Annotated in this window: 17 protein-coding genes; 8 read left to right on the top strand and 9 right to left on the bottom strand. The window is 67.0% G+C overall.

Going from position 1 to position 25658, the window contains the following annotated elements:
* Positions 1 to 12 precede the first annotated feature (12 nt).
* From Q368_RS0102170 to Q368_RS0102160, 3 genes are all read right to left on the bottom strand, one after another.
* Entirely contained in the window at positions 13 to 813 is an 801-nt protein-coding gene (locus Q368_RS0102170) for an electron transfer flavoprotein subunit beta/FixA family protein (protein WP_029457097.1), read from the bottom strand.
* 290 nt (positions 814 to 1103) lie between these two features.
* A complete protein-coding gene (locus tag Q368_RS0102165) occupies positions 1104 to 2951 on the bottom strand; it encodes a 4Fe-4S ferredoxin (RefSeq protein ID WP_029457096.1) in 1848 nt (615 codons plus the stop codon).
* A gap of 276 nt (positions 2952 to 3227) precedes the next feature.
* Positions 3228 to 5276 (bottom strand): acyl-CoA dehydrogenase family protein, encoded by a 2049-nt coding sequence (locus tag Q368_RS0102160; protein ID WP_029457095.1) that lies wholly within the window; start codon positions 5274 to 5276, stop codon positions 3228 to 3230.
* Positions 5277 to 5528: 252 nt separating this feature from the next.
* On the opposite strand from Q368_RS0102160, the gene Q368_RS0102155 reads away from it, so the two are divergent.
* On the top strand, positions 5529 to 6641 hold the full coding sequence (locus tag Q368_RS0102155) for a FapA family protein (protein WP_029457094.1): 1113 nt from the start codon (positions 5529 to 5531) through the stop codon (positions 6639 to 6641).
* A 5-nt stretch (positions 6642 to 6646) separates the two neighbouring features.
* Here the strand turns inward: Q368_RS0102155 and Q368_RS0102150 are convergent, their stop codons facing one another.
* Positions 6647 to 7174, bottom strand: coding sequence for a cyclic nucleotide-binding domain-containing protein (locus Q368_RS0102150; protein ID WP_029457093.1), 528 nt, complete (start codon positions 7172 to 7174; stop codon positions 6647 to 6649).
* On the bottom strand, positions 7175 to 8371 hold the full coding sequence (locus Q368_RS0102145; RefSeq protein WP_052359974.1) for a potassium channel family protein: 1197 nt from the start codon (positions 8369 to 8371) through the stop codon (positions 7175 to 7177).
* A gap of 149 nt (positions 8372 to 8520) precedes the next feature.
* Between Q368_RS0102145 and Q368_RS0102140 the strand changes: the two genes are divergently transcribed.
* Entirely contained in the window at positions 8521 to 10737 is a 2217-nt protein-coding gene (locus tag Q368_RS0102140; protein ID WP_029457091.1) for a C13 family peptidase, read from the top strand.
* An 86-nt stretch (positions 10738 to 10823) separates the two neighbouring features.
* Here the strand turns inward: Q368_RS0102140 and Q368_RS0102135 are convergent, their stop codons facing one another.
* A complete protein-coding gene (locus Q368_RS0102135) occupies positions 10824 to 11594 on the bottom strand; it encodes a hypothetical protein (RefSeq protein WP_029457090.1) in 771 nt (256 codons plus the stop codon).
* 4 nt (positions 11595 to 11598) lie between these two features.
* The gene (locus Q368_RS0102130) at positions 11599 to 14016 is read right to left on the bottom strand and encodes a Lon protease family protein (protein ID WP_029457089.1); all 2418 of its coding nucleotides are present in this window, start codon (positions 14014 to 14016) and stop codon (positions 11599 to 11601) included.
* A gap of 145 nt (positions 14017 to 14161) precedes the next feature.
* On the opposite strand from Q368_RS0102130, the gene Q368_RS0102125 reads away from it, so the two are divergent.
* Both Q368_RS0102125 and Q368_RS0102120 read left to right on the top strand, forming a co-directional pair.
* On the top strand, positions 14162 to 15313 hold the full coding sequence (locus Q368_RS0102125; protein ID WP_029457088.1) for an acyltransferase family protein: 1152 nt from the start codon (positions 14162 to 14164) through the stop codon (positions 15311 to 15313).
* 233 nt (positions 15314 to 15546) lie between these two features.
* Entirely contained in the window at positions 15547 to 17607 is a 2061-nt protein-coding gene (locus Q368_RS0102120; RefSeq protein WP_029457087.1) for a glycogen debranching protein, read from the top strand.
* A 37-nt stretch (positions 17608 to 17644) separates the two neighbouring features.
* Here Q368_RS0102120 and sfsA read toward each other — a convergent pair whose 3' ends face one another.
* Positions 17645 to 18388: a DNA/RNA nuclease SfsA gene (gene sfsA, locus Q368_RS0102115; protein WP_029457086.1), complete on the bottom strand. Its 744-nt coding sequence runs from the start codon at positions 18386 to 18388 to the stop codon at positions 17645 to 17647.
* A gap of 90 nt (positions 18389 to 18478) precedes the next feature.
* On the opposite strand from sfsA, the gene Q368_RS0102110 reads away from it, so the two are divergent.
* From Q368_RS0102110 to Q368_RS26720, 4 genes are all read left to right on the top strand, one after another.
* A complete protein-coding gene (locus tag Q368_RS0102110; protein WP_029457085.1) occupies positions 18479 to 19654 on the top strand; it encodes a pyridoxal phosphate-dependent aminotransferase in 1176 nt (391 codons plus the stop codon).
* Positions 19655 to 19688: 34 nt separating this feature from the next.
* Positions 19689 to 21131: a sensor histidine kinase gene (locus tag Q368_RS0102105; RefSeq protein ID WP_029457084.1), complete on the top strand. Its 1443-nt coding sequence runs from the start codon at positions 19689 to 19691 to the stop codon at positions 21129 to 21131.
* 82 nt (positions 21132 to 21213) lie between these two features.
* Positions 21214 to 22587 carry a sigma-54-dependent transcriptional regulator gene (locus Q368_RS0102100; protein WP_029457083.1) on the top strand — a complete coding sequence of 458 codons (1374 nt, stop codon included), beginning with the start codon at positions 21214 to 21216 and terminating at the stop codon, positions 22585 to 22587.
* A gap of 331 nt (positions 22588 to 22918) precedes the next feature.
* Entirely contained in the window at positions 22919 to 24145 is a 1227-nt protein-coding gene (locus tag Q368_RS26720) for an NHL repeat-containing protein (protein ID WP_052359973.1), read from the top strand.
* Positions 24146 to 24205: 60 nt separating this feature from the next.
* On the opposite strand, the gene Q368_RS0102090 is transcribed toward Q368_RS26720, so the two are convergent.
* Positions 24206 to 25288, bottom strand: coding sequence for a GGDEF domain-containing protein (locus tag Q368_RS0102090; protein WP_245611261.1), 1083 nt, complete (start codon positions 25286 to 25288; stop codon positions 24206 to 24208).
* Between the last annotated feature and the right edge of the window lie 370 nt (positions 25289 to 25658).

The following is a 25658-nucleotide window of genomic DNA, read 5'->3' as shown; positions in this document are numbered from 1 at the left end:
CGGCCTCCTGCCCTAGCTGTTGATCCAGGCGATGATGTCCCGGGCGATCTCGTCCACGGGCGTATCCTTGACCACGCGGGTCTCCCGCTTCTGCGCCGGCACGGCCACGGACTTGTAGTCGATGGCCGCCGCGTCGAGGGCGGCGGGCTTGGCCTTTTGCAGGGCCGGCATGATCAGCCGCATGTTGGCCATGCCCACCTGCGGGTTGTTGGCCGGCTCGGGCAACTCGCCCGTGGCCCAGCCGAGCACCGCCGGCGCGCCGGCGCAGGTCGAGACGAGGTACGCCCCGCCCTCCACGCGCTCCATGACCTCGAGGGAGCCGTCCGCACCCACGGTCAGCTTGTCCACGCCCTGGAACTGGTCAGTGACGCCGAGCTTCTCGCCGAGGATCTGCAGCGTGGAGCCCGCGCCGCGCGAGGCCGACTGCCAGCCGCCGAACACCAGCAGCCTGGTCTTGTCCAGGTCCGCGATGCCCTCGATGGCCGTGGCCAGCGCGGCAGCGACCTCGAAGGAATCCGTGAAGCCGCCGGCCGGACCGTCGGCCACCACCAGCTCGAAGGGGGCCTTCTGGCCCACGGTCATCATCACCTGCTGCAACTTGGCCTTGGGGCCAAGCGACACCAGCCAGACCTTGCTGCCGGCAACGGCCTTGGCCAGATGCGCGGCCTCGTACAGGGCGTGCGACGCCCACGGATCGAGGATCGACGGCAGCATCATCTCGTTCTTCAGGCCCCAGCCGGTCGGACCCTTGACCGGCTCCAGCGTCTGCAACGGATCGGGCACAATGCCGCCGCATACGACGATATGAAACATAGGCACTCCTTTTGGATGGCGGGAGAATCGGGGTGAGGGAACCTTTTTTTGCAAAAAAGGGTTCCCTCCCCCCGGCCCCCCACCTTCCCAAAAAACTCCCAAGGTTATCTTTGTGACCGCTATCCCTGTTCGGGGGCGCAACCAGGAATACTCCCTGGCTGCGCCGCCGCCAAGGGGCAGAAGCATTACCATGTGTTCTCTATTACCCCCCTATCAAGGGGGGCCGGGGGGGATTATCCCCCCCGGCGGAGAGGGTCCGGGAGAGGCAGCGCCTCTCCCGGTCTTATTCTTCAGTTCTCAGCCGAATGCAGGCCGCCGGCGGCGGCTTTGAAGACGATGTTGGTGCGTTCGGGGTCGGCCTTGGAGGGCTTGGAGCAGTTCCAGAGGCAGGCGCCGCAATGCACGCATTTTTCCCGGTCGAAAAGCGGCACGCCGTCTTCCGGGTTGGTGGTGATGGCTTGGCCGGAGCAGGCCTCGATGCAGGTCTTTTCGCAGCAGGCGCGGCAGGTGTCCGGGTCGTCGAAGACGACGTGGTCGGCATAGCCCGGCGCGGCCTGCACCTTGCCGCCAATCAACAGCGCGTCCTGGTGGGAAAGCAGCAGCTTGCCGTCGTAGGCGATGGCCGGCCAGCCGGCGCGGTCCATGAGCGCGTCGTGCAGCGCCTGGCCCTTGGCCGTGCACTCCCGGCGGATGGTCGCGATCTCCTCGCAGGGGATGCGGCCGCGGTAGTATTCCTCGATGCCCGGGATGCGCTTGTGCGTGGGCTTGGAATCGGCCGGCCAGCAGAGCGCGCCCTTGGTCAGGCCGCAGATGCCCATGCCAATGAGTCCCGGCAGGAACCCGGAGGCGAAACCCTCGCGGGAGCGGGCGGCGATCTTCGCCTCGGCGTCGAGCCAGGAGGCGCGGCGGCGGGCGACGTACGTCCGCTCGAGGTTCTCGGCGGTAAAGGGCAGGCCCTGCTCGAGCAAGTGCACCACGGCTTCGCCCAAAAGCACTCCCGAGGTCCAGGCCTCGTCCACGCCCGAGCCCGTGAGCACGTTGGTGGTGCCGGAGCCTTCGCCGATGCGGGCGTAGCCGTCGCCGACGAGGTAGGGTTCGCCGTTGCGGCCGGCTTCCTGGAGCGTCTTCGCGCCGAAGGAACGCAGCTCCCCGCCCTTGATGTTCTTCCAGATGTAGGGATGCTGCATCCAGTGCTGGAGGTAGCGGTAGGCGGTGCGCACGGGGTTGTCGAACCAGGAGGGCACGAAAATGCCGAGCGAGGCCGTGCGGTCGGGCAGCACGTAGAGGAAGCCGAAGATTTCCGGTTCGGGGAAGCCGATGGTGTGGATGACCGTGCCTTCCTTCCAGGGGCAGTGCCCGGGCAGGTCGATGACCAGCTTCATGCCCACGGCGTAGTCGCGCTGGTGCTTGCCGGCCGGCAGGCCGCGCATGTCGTCGATGGCGCGGCCGACCGGCCCGACCGGACCGTCGCCGACGACCGTGAGCGCGGCGCGCACGTCCATGCCGGGCATGTAGCCGGCGTCGGGCTTGCCGGCCTTGTCCACGCCCTGGTCGGCCAGACGCACGCCCACGACCTTGCGGTTTTCGACCAGCGGCGCGGCCACGGGCGAGCCGGGCCAGACCTGCGCCGCGCCAGTGGCCATCACCTGGCCGGCGACCCACTGGTTGAACTGGCCGATGGAGAAGGTCATGCCGCCGTGCTTTTGCAGGAAAGGCGGAATATAAGGCAGCTCCACGGCCATGTCCTTGTAGCCCGGGAGCCTTTCGCCAAGCGCCTTGATGGCCTTGTCCTTGAGCTTCATGAGCAGCGGCCGGCGGCTCGCGCCCACGGGGTCGAGGAGATAGACGACCTTCTCGTCGGTGATTGGGGCGCACAGGGGCACGTCGGCGGGCTTCATATCGGGAAAGCTCAGCCGGATGCCGCGCGCCTTGGACACGACGCCCGAAACGCCGACGCCGAGGTCGTCCGCGCGCTCGTAGCAGATGACCTGCGGCGGCATGCCCGGGGCAAGCGGGCTCTCCATGACCGGCGAGCCGTCGTCGTTGACGATGCCCCGGGCCAGGGTCGTCAAAAAGCCGCCCATGGCCGGGCCGAATCCGACGCAGACGATGTCCGTCTCCATGACCTGCCGTTCCATGCGTCCTCCGTAGTGCGGAATGGGGGAAAGGAGAACCGGGGGAGGGGACCTGGGCCATCCGGCCCGCAGCATGAAAAAGGGGGTCCCGCCCCTGATCCCTCACCGTCCCCAAATCCTTTGTCGGTGAAGGTAGTTTCAACCGTCTCCCTTATCGGGGGCGCGGCCGGGAGGACAATCTTCCGTCCTCCCGGCCGCGCCCCCCCGGCAAGGGGGGCCAGAGGGCCACGGTATGGTGGCCCCCCGGCGGGGTTCGGGGCAGCGCCCCGATCTTCTCTTCTACATCGGGTAATCGAGCGCTTCAGGGATCATCACCTGGGTGAGCGCCTGGCCGGCGCGTTCCCGGGCCGCGCCGAGGCCGGCGAGGGAAGCGTCCGCGGCGGCGCGCAGCGCGCCGAACGCGGCAAGGTCCGCGCCCTCGGAGGCGTAGCCGTAAACGAGATTGGCGCACACGCGCGCGGCCTCGCCGGCGGCCTTGGCGGACTGGATCTTGGACAAGTCGCTGAAAAAGGACACGTACCCGGCAAGGCCCTCGGCAACCATCGGGTTTTCCGGGCCCTTGGCCGCCAGTTCCAGGGTGTCGAGGATCAGGTGGCGGCCGGCCAAAAGCGGGCACAGGGCGTCGGCCAGGGGGAAGGTCACGGCTTGCCGGTTGCCGTGGTAGAGCTTCTTGCCGTCGGCGTCCTTGCCGGCCGAGAGGATGTCGAGGGCGGCCTTCCAAAGGCGCAATCCGGCGGCGACGGACGCCGCGCCGGTTTCGGGATTGGTCCCGGCCACGCGCTCCATCTCGGCGACATAGTTTTCGAGGTACACGGCGAAGACGTCGCTGGCCATGGTGACCGAGAGCTGGCGGCGCTGCACGCACTCGGGGCCTTCGTAGGTGGCTTCGAGCTGGCAGTCGTTCCACTTGTGGAACAGGAATCCGGGGCAGTCCTCGGTGATGCCGTAGCCGCCCATGAGCGCCACGGCCTCGCGCATGACGGTCGCGCCGTGGCCGGTGTTCCAGAGCTTGCAGGCCGGGCAAAGCACGCCGGCCTCGGCCTCGAGCGCCTGGTACTTGACCACGGGATCGGCGTCCAGGGCGGCGAAGCGGGCGGCGTCGCGGGTTTCCTCGGGGGTGAAAAGCAGGTTCACGTACTCCGCGGACTGGGGCAGGACCTTTTTGAGCGCCGAGAGCTGCGCGCGCATGCTCGTGACGCCGGCGTCGGCCAGGGCCTTTTCCTTGAGCTTTTCCGTGGGGTCGAGATGGTCGAACAGCCGCGCCGTGGCGAAACCCATGGACGCGCCGGCCTCGCCCGTGGCCCAGAGTTCGGCCAGACGGATGGGGGCGTCCTGCTTCTGTTGCAGGCCCAGTTCGTACTTGGGCGTGCCCTCGGCGCAGGCGTCGCCGCCGCGGAAACGGCCGCGCTGGTAGCGGATGACCGGCTCCACGGCGGAGAGCAGCTTGGCCGTGGTCATGAGCGCTACGGGCACGCGCGTGCGGTGAAACACCGAAGCGATGATCTCGGAGTGGGAGTAGTTGGGCACGATGCAGCCGTCTTTCACCGTGTAGCCGCCGATGATGCGGCTGGCCGGCACCTTCATGCTGAAGACCGGGTCGCGGGTGGAGGAAAGCTGGTGGACCATCTTGAGCGTGGGCGCACCGCGGTCGAACAGGCCGGGGTCGGTCTCTTCCAGGATGACCATGCACGAGGTCTTGATGCGCGGGTCGGCGGTGTCCACGGCCACGGTGGCGAAATTGGCGAAGTCCATGCCCGTGATGAAGCGGCCCCGCTTGTCGACCTGGAGCATGGGCTCCTGCCCTTCCTCCCAGGAGTCGATGCGCACCTTGCCGACGAGCACGCCGGTGTCCACACCGACGTAGGGCAGGGGCTCGGTCAGGCCGAACGCGCCGCGCCAGGGGGTCTTGTCCGGGGCCGGGGCGCACAGGCTCATGTAGTGGTCGCGCTGTTCGGTGGTGCCGCGCTCGTGGATGGGCGACAGGGCCAGGTTGCTCGCCAGGGAGCAGGTGGCCGCGCCGGCGTCCACCCAGGACAATTCGAAGGCGACCAGGGCCAGGGCCATGTTCTTGGGGCCCTCGATGAAGCCGCCCTGGTGCGGGTCGAGGAAGACGGCGGTGATGCCGGACTCGTCGAAGGCGGCGAGCAGCTGGTTTTTCTGCTCGTTCCATTCGTGGGAGTGGCGCGCGCCCTCGGCCACCAGCCGGGCGACCAGTCCCCGCGCCACGGCGCGGGTGGATTGGACGGCCATCTGGAGGTCGAAGCGGTCCGCGAAACGCCACATGATTTGCCGGACGTCGTCGCCCGGAAGGGTGCGGAGAGTTTCCATAGGTTTCGCCTAATTCGTGGTTTGGGCGCGCCTTTGCGCATGATGGATGATACAAAAAAAGTATGGAAGGTTAAAATATTCGTTCCCGTGCGTCAATTGGCGCGGGCTGCGCGCTGCGCACGGCCCCTCCCCCCGGGCGCTTGTTTCATGACCAGGACGCGGCCGGGGCTTGTGCAAACCCATGGGGTTCGATACGAATCCCATCATAAGGCCAATGACCCGCATGCAGCCCGGAAAAACCGGCGGAAGCCCATGCCGTACCTCCTGAGATACCACTTCGATCCGGACTACGAACGTCGCCGGTTGCGTCCGAAAAACCGCGAGGACGGGTCCGTGGACCAGTTCGACCTGGGCTACGCCCAGAACGTGGTCGCCGGCCAGCTCCTGGCCGAATGGGAAGAGGTCGACCCGGATGACGCGCCGGAGCCGGGAACCATCCTCTCCGACGACCTGTCCTTTCCCCACGGCGAGGGCTGCCGCGTCGACCCGTCCAACCCCAGCCGGCTGCTGGCCGCGGTCAACGGCCACGTTTCCTGCGTGGACGGGCTGATTCTGGTGCGCGAGACGCTCTCCATCGGGCGCGACATCGATTTCCACACCGGCAACATCGTGGCCGTGGGCGACGTGCTCGTGGGCGGCGGCGTGCGCTCGGGCTTCCTGGTCATGGGGCGCAACATCACCGTGCGCGGCACGGTGGAGGCGGCCAAGCTGCGCGCCATGGGCGGCGTCTCCTGCCAGGCCGGCATCCAGGGCGGGGGCCGGGGCACGGTGCGCGCCGGCAAGAGCATCCGGGCCAGGTACTGCGAAAACGCGGTGCTGCACGCCGGCCAGAACATCCTCATCGACGGCGCAAGCATGCATTGCCGGCTGTTCGCCGGGGAAAAACTCGCGGTCAAAGGCCGGCTCGTCGGCGGCGAGGCCTATTGCGGCGAGGCGGTCTACGTGGGCGAGCAGCTCGGCGGCGGCAGCCAGAGCCAGACGCGGCTGCTTTTGGGCTACGATCCCGAGCGCATCCACCAGGACCAGCATTTGAAGGCGCGGGTGCGCGAACTGGTCATGGAGCTTGCGACCTGCCAGGAGGAAGTGGCCCGGGGCGGCGAACGCGCCGAGGCCTGCGGCGCGGACGTACTGCGCCTGGAACGGTTGCTCGAGTCCTGCCAGGCGCAGCTGGCGCGGCTGTGGTCGCATCCGGCGGCCATGCGGCGGTTTTCCGCCTGCCGGGTGATCGTGCCCGGCCTTGTCGGGGCCAACGTCGAAATCGGCATCGGCGAGGCGGTGCTGGCCGTGCCCGAGGAGACCCGCGACGTGGTCTTCCGTTACGTGGAAGGCGAAATCGTCATGGAGCATCCGGCGCTGCGGAAATAGCCTCCCTACCCCCTCCCCTGCCCGCGGCGGCTCAAGACCAGCGCCAGGGCCGTGGTCAATTTCACGATCTCGTTGTTGTTCTTGCGCACCACGCGGGCGAGCCGCTTGGCCAGCGCCGTGACCAGCTTCACGCCGATCTCCGGCCGCTCGGCCAGGAAGGCGAAAAAACGGTCGCGGTCGATGCGCAGGAACCGGCAGTCCGTGAGGCACGTGACGCTCGCCGAGCGAATGTCGCGGTCAAGGAGCGCCATTTCGCCGAAAAACGGACTCTGGGCGTCGCTTAGGTCCGCCAGGGTCTTGCCCCCGGCCTCGGCCTCCAGCGCCGGCACGGCAATGCCCTTTTGCACCATGGCCTTGCGCACGCGCACCTTGCCCGAAACCAGGAGGAACATGTCGTCCCCGGGCGTGCCCTCGACAATGACGTCGCGGCCGGCGGGAAGCGCCACCGTGTCGAAAAACGGCCGCACCGCGTCCAGCTCCCCGGGCGACAACCCGGCGAACAGCTCGGCCCTGGCCCAGGACGCCTCGCCCATTTACGCCCCCCCGCCTTCCGCGACAGTCGCGGGTTTGCGCTCGGGACCGCCCGCGCGCAGGAAGATCAGCCCGTCGAAGCCCCCGAGGTCCAGGCCGTCGCCGGGATTGACCACCACGCTCGGCCCTTCGCTGCCGATGCGCCCGTCCTGGCCGTAGGCCGCGAACAGCTCGGAAATGAACTGGTCGAGGGCCGAATCCGCATCGAGCAGCTCGCGGATGTCGATGTCGCGGCGCAGGCGAAAGACCGCGACGGGCATCTCCCCGTCCGCGGCCATGGCCCTGGCCACGAGCTGCGACCAGGCGAGGCCCTTTTCCTCGGCGGCAAACGTCCGGGCCGCCATGGCACGATGCCCCGCGCCGCCAAGGAGGCGTTCCAGGAAATGCCACAGCGCGGGATGCTCGCCCATGGCACCGAGCGCCCGGCCGGCCAGTTCGCCGCGCACCACGGTCACGTCCACGCCGGCGCGGCTCAAGGGCTTGCGGCTGCTCTCCAGCAGGGCCTCGGCGCACAGCCGCACCTTGGGGGCCAGACCGCGAAAGGTCAGGGCCGCAAGCAGGGTCTGCTGGTCGGCCTCCTCCGGGGACAGCCCGTCCTGGGACAGGATGTAGGCGGAGCGGGCCGTAGCCGGCGAGGCGCGTCCCAGGGTGGGTTCGTGGGCCGGATTGCCCCGGCAGAACTCCAGCCGGTCGCCCAGGTCCAGGTCCGCGGCCATCTCGGCGAAATCCTCGGGCGTCAGCGGCGCGACGAGCACCACGGCCGGCCCCCGCTTGTGCGCGGAAGCGGACGCGGCAAGGGCGCGCAGCAGTTCCGGCGCCTGGGCGTTGACGCCGAGCACCAGGCAGTGGTCGGAAGTCTTCACTGGCAACAGCCCCTGACGTTTGCGGTTTTTGCGTTCGATGAGCGCCGAGGCCAAATTGCCGGTCAGCGCGGCCATGACGCCCACGCCCGTGGCCATGATGGCCATGCCCACCAGCCGCCCGGCCACGGTGGTGGGCACGATGTCGCCGTAGCCCACGGTGGAGAGCGTGACCATGGCCCACCACAGGGCGTCAAAATACGTTTTATCGGAACTGCCCGCGAATTCGAGAAGATAGAACGCGGCCGAAGCCGACAGCAGGATGAGCAGCACCAGGGCCAGGGCGGTGGCCAGCGGGGAAGCGAGAAGCCGTCGCCACAGCGCGACCGGGGCGTTCACGGACGCTTCTCCGCAACGCCGCGCGCATCCCCCCGCCCGAAGCGCGGCAGGGGACCCGGAACCGCTTGTCTGCCCATGGGGGCTCTTGTATAGTCAAAATGCCGTTTCGTCGATTGCCCGCATCCCCCGTTTCCCAGGAGGAGCCCTTCATGCACATCGGCCGCCTGTTTTCGACCGCAACGTTCGTCGTGGTCTTTCTATGCTGTTCCCTGCCGGCCCACGCGGCCGACATCGACACCTACGCCAAGGCCTGCGACCGGCTCATCGCCCAGGACGCCCGCGCAGGCGGCGAAGGAGCCGCCCTCTCGGGCGACCCGGACCTGCGCCAGGGGACTGTCGCCGTCAGCGACGGAGCCCGGACCGTGACCCTGGGCGAGGGCCCGGGCTGGCTGTTCGGGGTTTCCCTTCCTTTGGGCGGCGGCAGGACGATGTTCCTGGCGGCCCTCGTGCGCCAGGACGGCAAAACGGTTTTCCGCGCCGTAGAGACCTTGCCGACAGGCCTCACCACCGTGGACGCCTCCGCCCGAAAGGCGGCGGCGACCGCGGCCGTGGCCAGCCGGGAGGCGGCCCTTACCGCGCTTACCGACCGGCTGCTCGGCCACAGCCTGCAAGGCCGGCGCGTCTATGTGGCGAACGAGGAAGTGCAAGACACGGCCACGGTCGCCCTGTGGCGCGGCGAAGCCTCGCTTGCCGGCGGTCCGGGTTGGCTCTTTTTCGTGGACGACAAGCCGCAAGCCAACTGGGAACACCCCTGCCGCTACGTGCTCGTTGCGAAAACCGGGGAAATCACCACGGTGGACGCCACCATGCCGCCCAAGGACCTCGGGGCCTTCACGGAGCTGACCTCCTGGCCCACGGCGTCGGACAAGGCGACGCTCCTTACGCCGCAGGCCGTCACGACGCGCACGGCGACAAAAGCCGCGACCGACGCCAGCCACCGCTACGCGGTCATCATTTCCGGCGGCGCGGACCGCTACAACAACCACACGCGCTACTGGAAGGACTGCTCGTATTTCTTCACGACGCTCAAGGCCAACGGCTTTTTACAGGACAACATCTACGTGCTCATCAGCGACGGCCAGAACCCGGCCGTGGACCAGTCGGACAACACGAGTTCCGTTTGGGACTTGAACGACGACAAGATCAACGACATCCGCTACAGCGCGCTCAAGGAGAACATCACCACCGTCTTCAACGAACTGGCCGGCAAGATGACGAGCGAGGACATCCTCTACATCTTCACCACGGACCACGGCGGCAACAACAGCGCCACCAACCCTGCGCCCTACTCCAACACCGACGTGGTGCTGTGGCTGTGGAACGATACGTCCATCACCAACGCGGAATTCGCGGCCGAGGTGAACAAGGTCACGGCCAAGGCCATCGTAGGCATTTTCGAGCAGTGTTATTCCGGCGGCTTCGCCGAAGCGCTCAAGGGGAAAAATCGCGTGCTCATGTCAGCTTCCCGCTGGTGGGAGTTGTCGTACTCCTCATACACCGGCAACGGCTACGACGAATTTTCCTACTACGTGACCGAGGCCCTGGCCGATTTGACCAAAGGCGACTCCAACGACGACAAGATCGTGACCATGGAAGAGGCGTACCTCTACGCCCTGGGCAAGGACGCCTTCCAGGACGAGACGCTCGACGGAAATGGCGACAACAACAGCGAGCACCCGAGCTATTACAGCGATCCCTGGGACCTCGGCCGCAAACTCGCCCTGACCGGCTACCACACGGAAGCCAAGGCCCCGACCTATGGCGGCTACGCCCAGTACCAGACCCCGGACGCCTTCCCCAGCGGCGGCACGGCCAAGGGCTGGCAGGGCGCGGACCAGTCCTGGCCGCTTGCCCTGCCGTTCGCCTTTCCCTTTGGCGGCGCGACCTACACCACGGTCAACGTCGGCAGCAACGGCATGCTTTCCTTCGGCACGGCGATCACGAGCGGCCTCAACAGCGTAAACGATCTCAAGGCGGCCGTGGCCGTTGCCCCGTACTGGGACAAGCTGACCACGTCCACGACGGGTGACGACATCTCCGTCAGGCAGGATGCGACGAGCGTGACCATCATCTGGAAGGCCCACACCTGGGTCGACAGCAGACCCGTGAACACGGCGGTGCGGCTTTCCAGCAACGGAGCCGTGCGGCTCTATTATGGCACGGGCAACCAGAACACCTCGCGCACGGAGTACCGGGACAAGACCATCGGCCTTTCGCTGGGGGACGCGGCGAACGGGAAATACATCCTGGGGCTGCGCAACGGCGCGGCGGACCTGGGCGGCGCGAGGGCGCTGGCCATCCAGCCCGCGTCCATGGCCCCGCCAGCGACCGGCCTGCCCTGGAGCCAACTGCTCCTGTCAAACTGACCTTCCCCCCATTCGGGAGGTCCAGGAGGGGCAGTGCCCCTCCTGGCCGCCGGAGGCATCTTCCCTCTTTCCCCCCGTCTTCCCCCTCACGCCCGCAAATGGGCGCGCCAGGTATCGACGATTTCCTTTTCGCGGCGGGCGGGTTCGCTTTGGGGGCACAGGCGGCAGGCTTCCTCGGCCGCCTCGGCGGCCTGCTGCATCCAGCCGCCCTCGCGCAGGCTGCGCGAGGCCATGACGTAGAGGAATTCCGGCGTGTTGCCGTAGACGCCGCGCACGAGCTCGCGGTAGCCCTGGCCGAAGACCTCGCGCACGAGCTCGTTGCGCTTGAAGAGAAACCGGGCCAGCCAGTGGTTTTCCTTCTGGTCGGCGAAGAAAAGCGGGAAGAGCTTGCGGCATTCGCCGAACAGGAAGCGGATGCGGCGGATCTCGCGCTGCATGCTCTCGGCGGTCTGCATGAGCAGCTGAAACAGCTCGCGGCTGATGATGAGGTCGGGCTCGGGCAGTTCGCGCTCCTGCATGGAGCGAAACCACGGCGCGTAGTTCTGCTGCTGGTAGGCATCTTCCTTGAGTTTCATGGACTCGTGGAAGATGTAGCCGATGCACCAGTCGAGAAACTGGCCGACGAGGCTCACGCCGCCGCCTTCGCGGAAGAGGTGGTGGGCCGTGTCCTTCAAGCGCCACAACAAACCCTTGTTCATCTCCTCGCCGAGCAGGTCCTTCAAGTCCTCGAAGGCCATGGTGCCGGTGCGGTCGAAATCGCGGAAAAGCCGTTCCAGGACCTGCACGGCCAGACAGTAGTCGCGCAGCAGGTCGCGCATGAACTCGGCGCGTTTCTCGTCGAACCAGTTGCTGGCCATGGCCTCATCCTTGTCCGGGTTGCTGCTGCGAAAAGCCCATGGGCGCGCACCGGGCCATGCGCGAGAGCCGCGCGTCCACCAGGGCGAAGAGGCTCTCGGGCGGGAACTTCCCGTCGGGGCCGGACGCGCCCGCGGGAATGCCGGTCAGAATCTCCATGACCTCCTCGATGGTGGTCACGGGGTAGATGTGGAAAAGCCCCTTGTCCACGGCTTCCAGGATGTCGTCGTCGAGCATGAGGTTGACCACATTGTCCGCCGGCAGGAGCACGCCCTGGTCGCCGGTGAGGCCCCGGCGGCGGCAGACCGTGAAGAAGCCGCGGATCTTCTCGTTGAGCCCGCCCACGGCCAGGATGGCCCCGGACTGGGAGACCGCGCCGGTCATGGCGTAGCGCAGCTTGATCGGCCGCTCGGCCAGGGCCGAGAGCAGCGCGGCCAGTTCCGCGCCCGAGGCCGAATCGCCCTCCACCTCGGCGTAGCTCTGCTCGAAGCACAGCGACCCGGTCATGACCAGCGCCTTGTCCTGGGCGAAGCGGCCGATCAAGTAGCTTTTCAGGATCATCATGCCCTTGGTGTGGATGGGCCCGCCGAGCTCGGCCTCGCGCTCGAGGTCCAGGATGCCGCCGTGGCCGACGCCGACGGTGCAGGCGATCTGGTGCGGCAGCCCGAAGGCGTAGTCGCCGTACATGCGCACGGACAGGCCGTTGGCCCGGCCCACGGCCTCGCCCGCGGTGGACACCTTGATCATCTCGCGGTCGTACTCCTCGAGGTATTCCTCCTCGTAGAGGTTGGCGCGAAAATCCCTGGCGCGCCGGGCCAGGCGCAGGTGGGCCAGGCCGACCTGCGCCGCGCCTTCGCGCCGGGCCAGGGCCGCGGCCTCGATCATGAGCTCGCGCGCCAGGGGGAGCTTGAGCGAAAGCCTGGCCTGGTCCTCGGCCAGAACCGAGGCGTATTCCACGAGCCCGGCCAGGGCGGCGCGGTCGAAAGGCGGCAGTTTCGCCTCGTCGATGGCCCGGGCCGCCAGCGACAGGTAGACGCGCACGTTTTCCTCGGTGCGCGGCATGGTCTCCTGGAGGTGGGCCTTGAGCTTGAAGAGCTTGCCGAAACGTTCGTCGTTGTAAAGGAGCAGCTCGTGGGCTTCGTCGGGCCCGACGAGCACCACCTTGAGGTCGAGCGGCACGGGTTCGGGCTCGATGGTGCGGGTGCGCACGTGTTCGCCGCCCTCGGCCGGGTCCTCCACGCGGCCAAGACCCGAGCGCAGGGCACGCAAGAGTCCTTCCCAGGCCCCGATGTTGGCCGAGATGTCGTCCACGCGGATGATGAGGAAGCCGCCGTTGGCGCGGTGCAGGGAGCCGGCCTTGATCAGCGTGAAATCGGTGTAGAGCGCGCCCATCTCGGATTCGCGCTCGATGCAGCCCATGAGGTTGAAGTAGGTGGGGTGGTCCTCGATGACCACGGGCGCGCCCGTGAGCGAACCGTTGTCCACGAACAGGTTGGCCTCGTAGCGGTAGAAGATGTCGTCGGGATAGGGCGCCTCGCCGTGGACCGGAGGCGGCGTGGCGGCCTGTGCCTGGGGCATGAAGGCGTCGATGTTGTCCAGGATGTCGGCGCGCATGGCGGCAAGAAACCCGTCGATGGCCGGGTTGGCCTCGCGGTAGGAGGCGAGCGCGGCCAGATGGGCGTCCACGACCTCGCCGGCCGTGGCGCGCTCCAGGTCCTTTTCCCGGTCGCGGTAGCCGCGCTCCTCCTTGGACAGACGCCGCAGGGCCGTGCCCATCTCCTCCAGGAGCCGGTCGCCCTTGGCCTTGAGCGATTTCTTGAGCTCCGGGTCCAGGCGCTCGAATTCCTCGTCGGAAACGACCTTGCCCTCGAGCAGCGGATAGAGGGTGAAGCCGCCCTGGTCGTCCACGAACAGGCTGTAGCCCTCGGACTTGGCGCGCTCCTCCATCTCGTCGAGCACGGTCTCGCGGTCGGCGTTGTAGCCGCGCAGCAGCGACTGCTTCTCGGTCTGGTAGGCCTCGCGCTCGAAGCGGGCAGGAATCTCCTCGCGCATGTCGGTCACGGCCTTGGCCAGGGCGACCTTGAAGCCCTTGCCCTGGCCGGGCGGCAGGGACACGGCGCGCGGCCTGTCCGGGTCGTCGAAATTGTGGACGTAGAGCCAGTCCGGCGGCACCTTGCCCTTGGCCGCCTCGGGGTCGAGGAAGCGGCGGGCGAAATGGGTGCGGCCCATGCCGGGCTCGCCGGCGAGGTAGATGTTGTATTCGCGCCCGGCGATGGAGAGCGCCAGGCTCAGGGCGGCATGCGCCCGGGGCTGGGTCTTGGCCAGGGCGTCGGGGTCGTCGGGAATGTCCCGGCTGTCGGCAAAGGGCAGGGATGCGGGGTCGCAGGCCGCGCGCAGGTCTTTGGGGCGAAGGGTGTGCGTCATGGATTCCGTCTGGAAAAAGGCTTTGGGGATGGGGACGCCGGTCGTCCCGGGGTCGCTTTTCCTAGAATACGAACTCATGGCCGCTTTGTCATCTCCGCCGCCGCCCGGCTTTTCAGGCCGGGCGCTTCCTGGTAGGGGCTTGCCGATGGAAAAAGGACGCGGCAAGCCGCCGTTTCTGGCCGGCCTCGGGGGCTTTCGCGCCCTGGCGGCCCTGGCCGTGCTGGCCGGGCACGCCCTGGCCTGGCTCACGCCCCTGCCGCGGCACCCGTTTCTGGCCATCCCTGCGGCGCGGCTGACCCAGGCGGGACTGTCGGGCTTTTTCGTGCTCTCGGGCTTCGTGCTCTTCTACACCCACGCCCCGCGCCCGGACGCGCCGGCGTTTTCCGCGAAGCGCTTCGCCCTGGCCCGGCTGGCCCGCATCTACCCGGTCTACCTTCTGCTGCTGCTTGCGCACCTCGGCCTGGCCGTCCTGCGCGAGCCCGGCTTTTTCACCCGCTTTCCCGGCGAGGTGCTGGCCCATGCCACCCTGGTCCAGACCTGGTTTTTCGCGCCCGAAGCCCCGTCCCTCTTTCCCATCGGCTGGGCCGTCAGCACCGAGGTCTTTTTCTACCTGCTCTTTCCGTTGCTGCTGCGCCCGGTCAGCGCCCTGGCGACAAGACGCGCGGCCCTTGTCACCGCCACCTGCGCCCTGGGCACGGCCGTCTGCGCCGACGCCTGGATCGCGGCGTCCTGGCCCGCGCTTTTCGCCCGGGTCGCCGCCGCCCACCCGGTCTTTGCGGACCATGCCACGGACCTGGCCGGGCTTTTTTTCCAGTGGCTGACCTACACCGCCCCGTACCTGCGCCTGCCCGAATTCCTGTGCGGCATGGCCACGGCCCGGCTGTTCCTGCTGGGCGCGCGCCCGCCGGCCTGGCTCGGGCCCGCGGCCGGGGCGGGACTTTGCCTGCTGGCGTTTACCCCCTTTCCACACGGCTCGTTTTTCCTGTCCGTGCTCGCCAACAATGCCCTGTACGCGCCCTGTCTGGCGGCTGTCTGCCTGGGGCTCGCCGCGCGCGCGCCGGCATGGGCGGGGGCGCGGCCCGTGCGCGCCTTTGCCGGGGCGAGCCTGTCGGTCTACCTGCTCCAGCCGCTGACGCTCGAACCGTGGCAGGCCCTTTTGCGCCTTTTGCCGGACACGTGGCCGGCGGTATGCGGCATCGGCATGGCCGCGACCGTGGTTACGGGCCTGCTCCTTTCGCGCTTCGTGGAAGCACCGGCCGCCCGGCGCATCCTGGGGCGGCACCGGCCGAAGCCGTAACCCCCGCGCAGCGCGTTCTTCTCCGGCGGCCCTTGCGCCGCGCCGAGCCGCATTCCCCGAAAAGAGGCCGGCCACGGCCCTCCTTGCTCCCGTCGCGTCCCGCACCCCACCGATACGCAACAATCGAATTTTCTGTTGCGCATTTTAAATAAACCGCGCTAATCACGTATCAGAAATAAAACTTTTTCCGCGCCCCACGCCAACCGCAACCCTTTTCCAACGAGGACAAGCCAATGACCGATAATCAATGGGAAAGACAGTATGGGTCGTCCGAGCGTCTTGGCGCCACCTGGATCGAGGAGCAACAAGCCTGGAATTTCGCACTGTATTCCAAATTCGCGACAAGCGTGACGCTTTCCTGCTACGACTCCGTCGTCTCCGCGCCCTGCTACAGTTACAATTTCGATCCATACCTCAATAAGACAGGGAGGATATGGCATACGCGCATTCCGGCCTCCGCCATGCGGGGCGCGCTGTATTACGCCTACAAGGTGGACGGCCCGAAATCAGGCCCCGGTTTCGGCTACGACTGGCACAGCTTCGACAAAGACAAGGTCCTGCTCGACCCTTACGCCCGGTCCGTCTTTTTCCCGCCCGACTTCAGCCGGGCGGCGGCCTGCATGCCCGGCTCCAACGAAGGCAAGGCCCCCCTGGGACGGCTGGAGCGCGATGCCGGCGCTTTCGACTGGGGCGACGACAAGCCCCAGCGCCATGGCCAGAGCCTCGTCATATACGAATTGCACGTTGGGCATTTCACGAAGAATTCCAATTCGGGAGTGCCCCCGGACGAACGCGGCACCTATGAGGGCCTGGTCCGGATGATCCCTCACCTCAAGGAACTCGGCGTGACCGCAGTGGAATTGATGCCCGTCTTCCAGTGCGACCCGCAGGAGGGGAGCTGCTGGGGATACATGACGCTGAATTTCTTTTCGCCCCACCACCTCTATGCCGCGAACCCGGCGGCCGGCGGTCAGATCGCGGCGTTCAAGGCGTTGGTGAAGGCCCTTCACGCCGCCGGCATGGAAGTCATCCTGGACGTCGTGTACAATCATACGACCGAGGGGGATCAGCACGGTCCGAACTATTCGTTCAAGGGCATCGACAACAGCAGCTACTACATGATCGCAAAAAACGACGCGGCCAACCCCTATTGCAACTGGACGGACTGCGGCAACACGATCCTCGCTCCGGGCGCGGCCGTGCGCCGTCTCGTGCTGGACAGCATGCGCTACTGGGTCGAGGAAATGCACGTGGACGGTTTCCGCTTCGATCTCGCCTCCGTCCTGGCCCTCAACTACAAGGAGGGCCGCTACGACTACGACGAGGACGCCCCGTTGTTCGACGAAATCGCGACGGACCCGGTGCTCAACTCGGTCAGGCTCATCGCCGAACAGTGGCAAATGGGCATGGCCAAATTCCCCGGCCGCGTCTGGCACCAGTGGAACGGGCGCTTCCGCGATTGCCTGCGCCGGTTCGTCAAGGGCGACGCGGGGCAAGTCGGCACGTTGATGGACTCTCTGTACGGCAGCTGCGACCTGTTGCCCGACAACCTGCCGGTTTCGATGCATCCCTTCCAATCGATAAACTACATCGCCTCCCACGACGGCTTCCGCATCGGCGACCTCGTCTCCTACGACCACGCCAGCGACGACGATTCGTATCCCCAACTCGGCTGGAACTGCGGCTATGAAGGGGTCGGCGGCACGCCCGCGGACGTGGTCGCGTTACGCAAACGCCAGACGAAAAACTTTTTCGCCCTGCTGCTGCTCGCCAACGGCACGCCCATGATCCTCATGGGCGACGAATTCATGCAGGACCAGAAAGGCCGCCGCAATCCCTACAATATCGACAATGCCGACACCTGGATCGACTGGAGCCTCAAAAAAACCCATGCGGACGTCTTCGCCTTCGTCAAGAAAATGATCGCCCTGCGCAAGGCCCATCCCTCCCTGTGCCGCAGCGGCTACTGGCGTCAAAGCGTCCAGTGGTTCGGCGTCAACGGGCCGTGCGACCTTGCCGGCTATTGCCGGACCCTGGCGTTCTCCCTTGAGGGGGAAAACGCCGGCGACGACGATTTCTACGTCATGGTCAACGCCTACTGGAAGCCCCTGGCCTTCACCCTCCAGGTCGGCGACCCTGCACAATGGGCGATGGTCCTCGACACGGGCCGCGCCAGCCCCGGGGATTTTCCCGCCACGCCCGTGGCCGCGACATCGGCGCAATACATGGTGCAGGAGCGGTCGGTCGTCGTGTTCGTGCGCCCCAGGAAAATGCCGGGGACCGGTTCCGCCTGACCCGCCACGCCACGCCTCTCCCGCCGCCGGCGCGCGGCTACAGGCAGCCGCGCGCCAGCGGCAGGCGTCCGCCGAGACGCACCCCCGCCTCGTCCACCGCCGCGCGGTAGGCGAGCACGAGCACGCCGGCGGCCACGGCCTGGCGCAAGAGCGCCGCATAGTCCGGGTCGATGACCGCGGCCGGGGCGAAGCAGTCCCCGTCCGGGCGCTGCACGCAGAAAAAAAGCGCGGCGCGGGCGTTTCCCTCCCGGGCCAGGCGCGTCAGTTCGACCAGGTGCTTGCAGCCGCGCAGCGTGGCCGCGTCCGGGAACATGGCCGCGCCGTCCTCGACCATGGTGACGTTTTTGCATTCCACGAAACACTGTCCGGCCGGGCCGGAAAGCGCGAAATCGAGCCTGCCGTGGGCGAAAGCGGGCTCGGGCCGCACGGCATCGTAGCCGGCGAGGTCGGGAAAGGCCCCGGCCAGGAACGCCTTGCGAAAGAGGCGGTTGGGGGTGAGCGTGTTGACACCGACCCAGAAATCGCCCCGGAAATCGGGAAGCCGCACCATCTCCAGGGTGTGCGCCAGCTTGCGCTTGGGGTTGTCGGACACGGAAAGCCCGACACGCCGGCCCGGGCGCAAAAGGCCGAGCATGGAGCCGGTGTTGTTGGCGTGGGCGGTGAAGGGGCCGGTGTCGCCTTCCACGTCGATGAGGAAGCGCACGCGGCGGCGCACGAACCGGGCCGGGACCAGGGGGCCGGGCAGGGGCAGGGTCACGGAAACTTCCGAGCGGGGAACCATGATTTACCTTTTTCGCGATTGACGCTATATTGACAGACGGCCGCGCGTCCGCGGCCGTAGGCGAAAACCCCTAAGCAAGGATTCCGGGCCATGCGCACCGCGCTTCGTATGCGTCTCGTCGCCCCTTCGGCAACCCTCGGCATGGCCGCCAAAGCCGCCGACCTGCGTCGCCAGGGCAAGGCCATCCTCGACCTTTCGGCCGGCGAACCCGATTTCAACACTCCCGACCACATCAAGGCCGCCGCCAAAAAGGCCATCGACGACAACTTCACCCGCTACACTCCGGTGCCGGGCATCCACACCGCGCGCGAGGCCGTGACCGCCTACTACAAAAACACCTACGGCGTGCCCATGCCCAGGGAATCGGTCATCCTGACCAGCGGCGGCAAGCACGCCCTCTACACCCTGTTCATGGCCCTGCTCAACCCCGGCGAGGAAGTGCTCGTGCCCGCGCCCTACTGGGTGAGCTACCCGGACATGGTCCGCCTGGCCGGGGCCACGCCCGTACCCGTGCCGAGTTCCCCGGAAAACGGCTTCCTCGTCACCGTCGAGGATCTGGACCGGGCCGCCACCCCGACCACCCGGGCGCTGATCCTCAATTCGCCCTCCAACCCCACCGGCGCGCACTACACCGCCGCGGCCCTCGACGCCATCATGGACTGGGCGGTCGCCCGCGACATCATCATCGTCTCCGACGAAATCTACGACCGGCTGGTCTACGAGCCGGCCAAGCCCGCCTCCATGGCCGGCTGCTTCGCGCTGCACCCCGAGCACGTCGTCGTGGTCGGCGGCCTGTCCAAGAGCTTCGCCATGACCGGCTGGCGCGTGGGCTACGCCCTGGGCCACCCGAGCCTGATCCGGGCCATGTCCACCCTGCAAAGCCAGTCCACCTCCAACATCTGCTCCATCGCCCAGAAGGCGGCCATCGCCGCCCTGACCGGCCCCATGGACTGCGTGGAGGAGATGCGCCTGGCCTTCAAACGCCGCCGCGACCTGGCGCTTTCCATCATCAAGACCTGGGAAAAGGCCCTGTGCCCCACGCCCGACGGAGCGTTCTACCTGTTCCCCTGCCTGTCGGCGTACTACACCGCGGCCGTGCCCGATTCCACGGCCCTGTCCGAGGCGCTTCTCGGCGAGGCCGGCGTGGCCACGGTGCCCGGCGTGGCCTTCGGCGAGGACCGCTGCGTGCGCCTTTCCTACGCCACGGACGACGCCACCCTGGAAAAGGCGCTCACGGCCATGGGCGACTTCCTGGGCAAACTGTAACGCCCCGCGATATGCTGCGGCCAGGGAACCCGGCGTGAAGAAAACCGCCCGTTCGGAAGGCGACCAGTACCTCGGGCTGGTCAAGTTCCTGTCGTGGAGTTCCCTGGCCCTGATCCTGCTCGTCAACCTGTTCTTGTCCATCTTCCTGTCCAACTACGCCCGCCAGGACGTGCTCTCCAAGCAGAAGGAATTCGCGCTGCTCCTGGCCGAAAACCTCAACCACCAGATCTACCAGCGCTTCACCCTGCCCACGGTCATCGGTTTCGGCCGCGTGGAGCTGTCCCAGCCCGCCCAGTACGACCGGCTGGAAAAGACCGTGCTCACGACCATCCACAGCTTCCACGTCAGCGAAGTGCGCATCTACGACTTCGACAAGCGGGTGTCGTTCTCCACGGACAAGGAGCTCGTGGGGCAGACGGGCTACGCCGGCACGGCCATCCTCGAGGCCCTCGAACAGGGCAACTCGAGCTTCCAGGTCGTCAGCCGCGCGGGCATGTTCGGCGGCATCTTCGACTTCCACCCCAAGCCCGACGCCGTGACCCTGCGCACCATCTACCCCCTGCGCACGGAACGCTCCCTGGTCCCGGGCAATCCCCAGGGCTTCATCATGGGCGTGCTGGAGTTCACCCAGGACATCACCGACGACTACCAGAAGGTCGTGGATTTCCAGCGCATCATCATCGCCACCACCCTGACCTCGTCGCTTCTGCTCTTTTTCATCCTGCGCGTGATCATCAGCCGCGCCGGACGCATCAACGCCCAGCGCATCGCCGAGCGCGAACTGCTCGAACGCGAGCTCCAGCAGCAGGAAAAGCTCGCGGGCATGGGCCGCATGGTGGCGGGCATCGCCCACGAGATCAGAAACCCCTTGGGGATCATCCGCTCCACGGCGGAACTTCTGCTCAAGCGCAACAAGGACGCCGACGGCGTCAACGCCAAGCTGCTCGGCGCGATCTTCGACGAATCCAAGCGCCTGTCCAAGACCGTGGGCGATTTCCTGGACTACGCCCGGCCCAAGACGCCGCGCCAGGACGAGGTGGACCTCGCCGTGATCTGCGACCAGGCGCTCACGTTTTTAGAGCAGAAGTGCGAGGACCTGGGCGTCGCCGTCACGCGCGACTACGCGCCAGGGCTCGTCGTGCGCGGGGACAAGGACCTGCTCTACCGGGCCGTGTACAACATTGTCTCCAACGCCCTGGACGCCATGGCCGAGGCCGCGTCCAAACCGGCGGCCATCACCGTCGCGGCCGCGCCCGGGCCCGACGACGTGACCCTGACCGTGACCGACACCGGGCCGGGGTTTTGCCCGGAAAACAAGGACCGCCTGCTCGACCCCTTCTTCACCACCAAGGACGCCGGCACGGGCCTGGGGCTCGCCATCGTGCGCAACATCCTGCAAAGTCACGGCGGTTCGCTGACCCTCGCCGACGCCCCCGAAGGCGGGGCGCGCGTGGTCATGCGCTTTCCTCCGGCGTAAGCCTCCTGTATGACCGGGGACAACGGCCGACCGGCGCGCCGGGCGCGGCGGCCCCTTCCCAATCCTTTTCCCGGATAACGCCATGCCAAGCCAGATCCTCATTCTCGACGACGAAAAGAACTACCTGCTCATCCTCGAAGCCATGCTCGGGGACGCGGGCTATGCCGTGACCGCCCTGGACGACCCGGAGACCGGGCTCGCCTTCCTCGACGAATCCGAGGTGGACGTGGTCATCACGGACATGAAGATGCCCAAGGTCACGGGGCAGCAGGTGCTCGAGCACGTCAAGCGCAACTTCCCCTACATCCCGGTCATCATCATGACCGCCTTCGGCAGCATCGAAGGCGCGGTCGAGGCCATGCGCATCGGGGCCTTCGACTACATCGCCAAGCCCTTCGCCAACGACGAACTGCTGCTCACCGTGGAAAAGGCCAGCCGCTTCGCCGCGGCCCAGCGCGAGAACATGCTGCTGCGCCAGTCCCTCGAGGACCGCTTCTCCTCGGAGAACATTATCGGCCGGGGCAAGGCCATGCAGCGCGTGCTGGAAATGGTGCGCAAGGCCGCGCCCACGAAATCCACGGTGCTCATCACCGGCGAATCGGGCACGGGCAAGGAGCTCGTGGCCAAGGCCATCCACTACGCCTCGCCGCGCAAGGACGCGCCGTTTATTTCCGTCAACTGCATGGCCCTGGCGTCCGGCGTGCTCGAATCCGAACTCTTCGGCCACGAAAAAGGCTCGTTCACCGGGGCCGTGGCCCGCAAGCGCGGCCGGTTCGAGATGGCCCACGGCGGCACCATCTTCCTCGACGAGATCGGCGAGCTCTCCCCGGAGTTGCAGGTGAAGCTCCTGCGCGTGATCCAGGAACGCAAGTTCGAGCGCGTGGGCGGCTCCGACCCCATCGAGGTGGACATCCGCATCCTGGCCGCGACCAACCGCAACCTGTCCGAGACCGTGGCCGCCGGCACGTTCCGCGAAGACCTCTATTACCGCCTCAATGTCGTCCACATCCAGACGCCGCCCCTGCGCGAGCGCCGCGAGGACATCCCCATCCTCGCCGCCCACTTCCTGGAGCGTTACGCCAAGGAGAACGGCAAGACCTTCAAGGGGTTCTCACCCGAGGCCATGGAGTACCTCACGGCCTACGAGTGGCCGGGCAACGTGCGCCAGCTGCAAAACGTGGTGGAGCGCTGCGTGGTGCTCGCCGGCAGCGACGTCATCGTGGTCGAGGACCTGCCGAGCGAGATCCGCGACGAGGAAAGCCAGTACAAGTCCGCCGTGGACCTGCTGCCGCTGACCATCAACCTTGGCGAGACCCTGGAGAAAATCGAGGCGGCGCTCATTCGCCGCGCGCTGGCCCGCTCCAACCTCGTCCAGGTCAAGGCGGCGGAGATGCTCGGCATCTCCAAGAGCCTGCTGCAATACAAGCTCAAGAAGTACAAGCTGACCGGCCACTAGGCCGCGCCGGTCACGCCTCTTGGCCGCTGGGCTCCGCGGGGGCGGAGACTGGTTGGCCCAGCCATTTCCCCGCCATTTCCAGGATAAGCAAGCCGCGGGCCGCTGCCAAGCGTGAAGCGGCATCATGACGCCGCCTCGACCGCGCCGCCCTCCTCGTGACGGCCAACCGTTGCGACATTATCCACTCCAACATCCCCTCTCGGAAAAACGTCACAATTTATTCTGCCCAGCGTGACGAAACACGTCAATAACCACAGCACGATCAGCTTGCGCTCTCTTTTCCCGCGTGTCCTCCCTTTATTGGAACCACACTAACATTGCGAGGCGCCTTATGTACGCGTGCCGTTTGCTCAAACTGCGTTTGTTGGTCGTCATGACCGCTCTCAACGCCTTGCTCCTGATTCCGACCGGCCCCGCCCTGGCCGCCCTGGATGCCGCGACGCTGACTTGGGAAGTGGCGGATGTCCCGGAGAGTCTTGGCAACCTCAAAGCGCCGACCAGCATAAGCCGCGACGCCGCCTCTACGGGTGGCTTCCTCGTGGCCGACGCCTACAACCTCCGCGTCTTGCGCCTTGTGAACAAACAATGGTCCTTCTTCTCCGACATGCTGTTAGAAGGGAGACCTCTTTACGCAGCCAACACCAGCGACGGCTTCTTTCTGATCGCGACAAACTTCGACACGATTGGGAGCTTCACCGAGGCAGGCGACGATGTCGGACTGTTCGAGGGCACAGACACTATCCATGGCCTCTATAGCGTCAGCAGCACGGAAATTTACAGCGTCACGACCAATTTGAGTTCCACGCGCTGCAACGTCATCAAGTTCATGACGCCGGACCTCGGCACGCTCACGAACTATACCCTGTCGCTCAGGCCGTCCGCCCTGACCGTATCGCCGCAGGGCCTTCTCTACTTCGCCACCGCCGGCCCCGTATACGCCTACAAGAACAATGATGCCGACCAGTCCCTGGAACTCGTGGGCCAATGGGGAAGCAGCGGCAAGAGCGTCGGCCAGTTCGGCACGCCCGCCGGCATCGCCGTGGACGACTCCGGCAACATCTACGTGGCCGACACCCTCAACAACCGCGTGCAGGTCTACGACGCCGCCGCCGGGACCTGGACCGCTTCGGGCAGCGTGGGGTCGGACCCGGGTCAGTTCAACAACCCCCAAGGCATCGCCGTGGACGCTTCCGGCAACATCTACGTGGCCGACACCGGCAACAACCGTGTCCAGATCGGCCGCTTCGCCAGCGCCGCCCCGACGGCCTCGCTGACCGGGGTGCCCTCCTCCCCCACGCGGACCCGCACCGCGTCCATCACCGTCGGAGGGACCAACGTCACCCAGTACAAGTACAGCTTGGATGGCACGGACTGGTCCGCCGCCGTGGACGTGGCCACGCCGATCACCCTGTCCAGCCTTGCCGTCGGCTCCCACAGCCTGTCCGTCGTCGGCGGCACGAGCGGCGGCGTCTGGCAGGCGGCCAGCGCGGCAACCACCGTCGCCTGGACCGTCCAGGCCCCCGCCGTCGCACCCGTCGGCCTGCTGCTCTCGGAATGAACCCGCGCGTGCGCCCGGCGCTTCCGGCCGCGCGCACGCCTTTTCCCGGCCACGGCCTGCCTACGCCCTCGCCCCGTCCACGGCCACCCGGTCGCGGCCGGCGGCCTTGGCGGCGTAGAGCGCCTTGTCCGCCCGGGCCAGCATGTCCTCCAGGGCGTTCTCGCCGTATTCCACGCGCTCCCGGGCCTCGGCCACGCCGATGCTGACCGTGACCGAAAGGAACGTGCCGTCGATGCGGCAGGGATTGCCGGCCAGGACCGTGCGGAAGCGCGCGGCAAGCGCCGCCGCCTGGGCGGCAGTGGCGCCCGTGAGCAGCACCGCGAACTCCTCGCCGCCATAGCGGGCCGCCAGATCGGACTTGCGCACGCAGCCGACCAGTATCCGGGCCAGATGCGCGAGCACCCTGTCTCCGGCGGCGTGGCCGTAGGTGTCGTTGACGACCTTGAAATGGTCCGCGTCGAGCATGAGGCAGGCGCAGGGCCTTTGCGCCCGCACCGAGGCCTCCAGGAGCTTGCGCCCCCCGGAAAAGAGGAACCGCCGGTTGTACAGCCCGGTCAGGGCGTCCTCCACGCTGATCCGCTCGACCTCCTCGACATGGGAGCGGATCTCGCCGGCCATCTGGCAAAACGCCTCGCGCAGTTCCGCCACCTCGCGGGGCAGGCCGTCGGACCGGGCGACCGGGCAGGCCGCCGCGTAGCGCGTGTCGTGCAATTCCCGGGCATACGCCGCCAACCCCGTCAGCGGGCGCTCGATATTGCGCGAAAGGCGCAACACCAGCGGCAGCACGACCAGCAGGGTGGCCACCGCCCCGAAAAACACCCAGCGCATCTGCCGCCGGTAACCGGCAAGCACGTGCGTCACGGGCAAATCGCTGACCAGCCGCCAGCCGTCGCGGCCCAGGGGCGTCGACGCCCCGAGCATCTCGCGCCCGTCGGCGGCCGCGTACGCCCCGCCCGCCGCGCCGGTGGCAAGCAGCGCCGGCGCGACACGCGCCTTTCCGGGACCGCCCCCGGCCGCGACCGCCGACGAAGGCGCCAGAATGAATCCCTGCGTGTCGCACAGGATCACCGGGCTGTCGGAGTGGGCGACATTTTCCCGCAACCACCGGTCCAGGGTTTGCAAATGCACGGAAATGGCGAGCACGCCGCCGGGACCTCCCCCCTGCGATGCAACGGGAACACTGAAGACGCAGGCGGGATTTCCTGTCAAACGCCCGTCCGGAATCAGTTCCAGGGCGTCTTGTCCTTCCAGGCCCTTGCGGAAATAGGCCCTGTCGCCAAGAGAAACCCCTCTGCTTTCGATATTTGATGCGATTATGACGCCATCTGTTCCTATATAAAAAATATGCTTCACATTGCCATGGGTCCTGACATACTCTTTCAGATATGTTGTCATTGTGGCGACATCGTTGCGTGTTGCTGCGGCAATGCTGGCAAGATATCTCGCATCGTCGAAGCGCTCGTCGATCCATGTGCGTACGACGTTACATTCTTGCCTGAGGACATATGCAAGG

The sequence above is a fragment of the Solidesulfovibrio alcoholivorans DSM 5433 genome, from assembly GCF_000702665.1.
Classification (GTDB): domain Bacteria; phylum Desulfobacterota; class Desulfovibrionia; order Desulfovibrionales; family Desulfovibrionaceae; genus Solidesulfovibrio; species Solidesulfovibrio alcoholivorans.
This window is presented reverse-complemented; position numbering and strand designations above follow the sequence as displayed.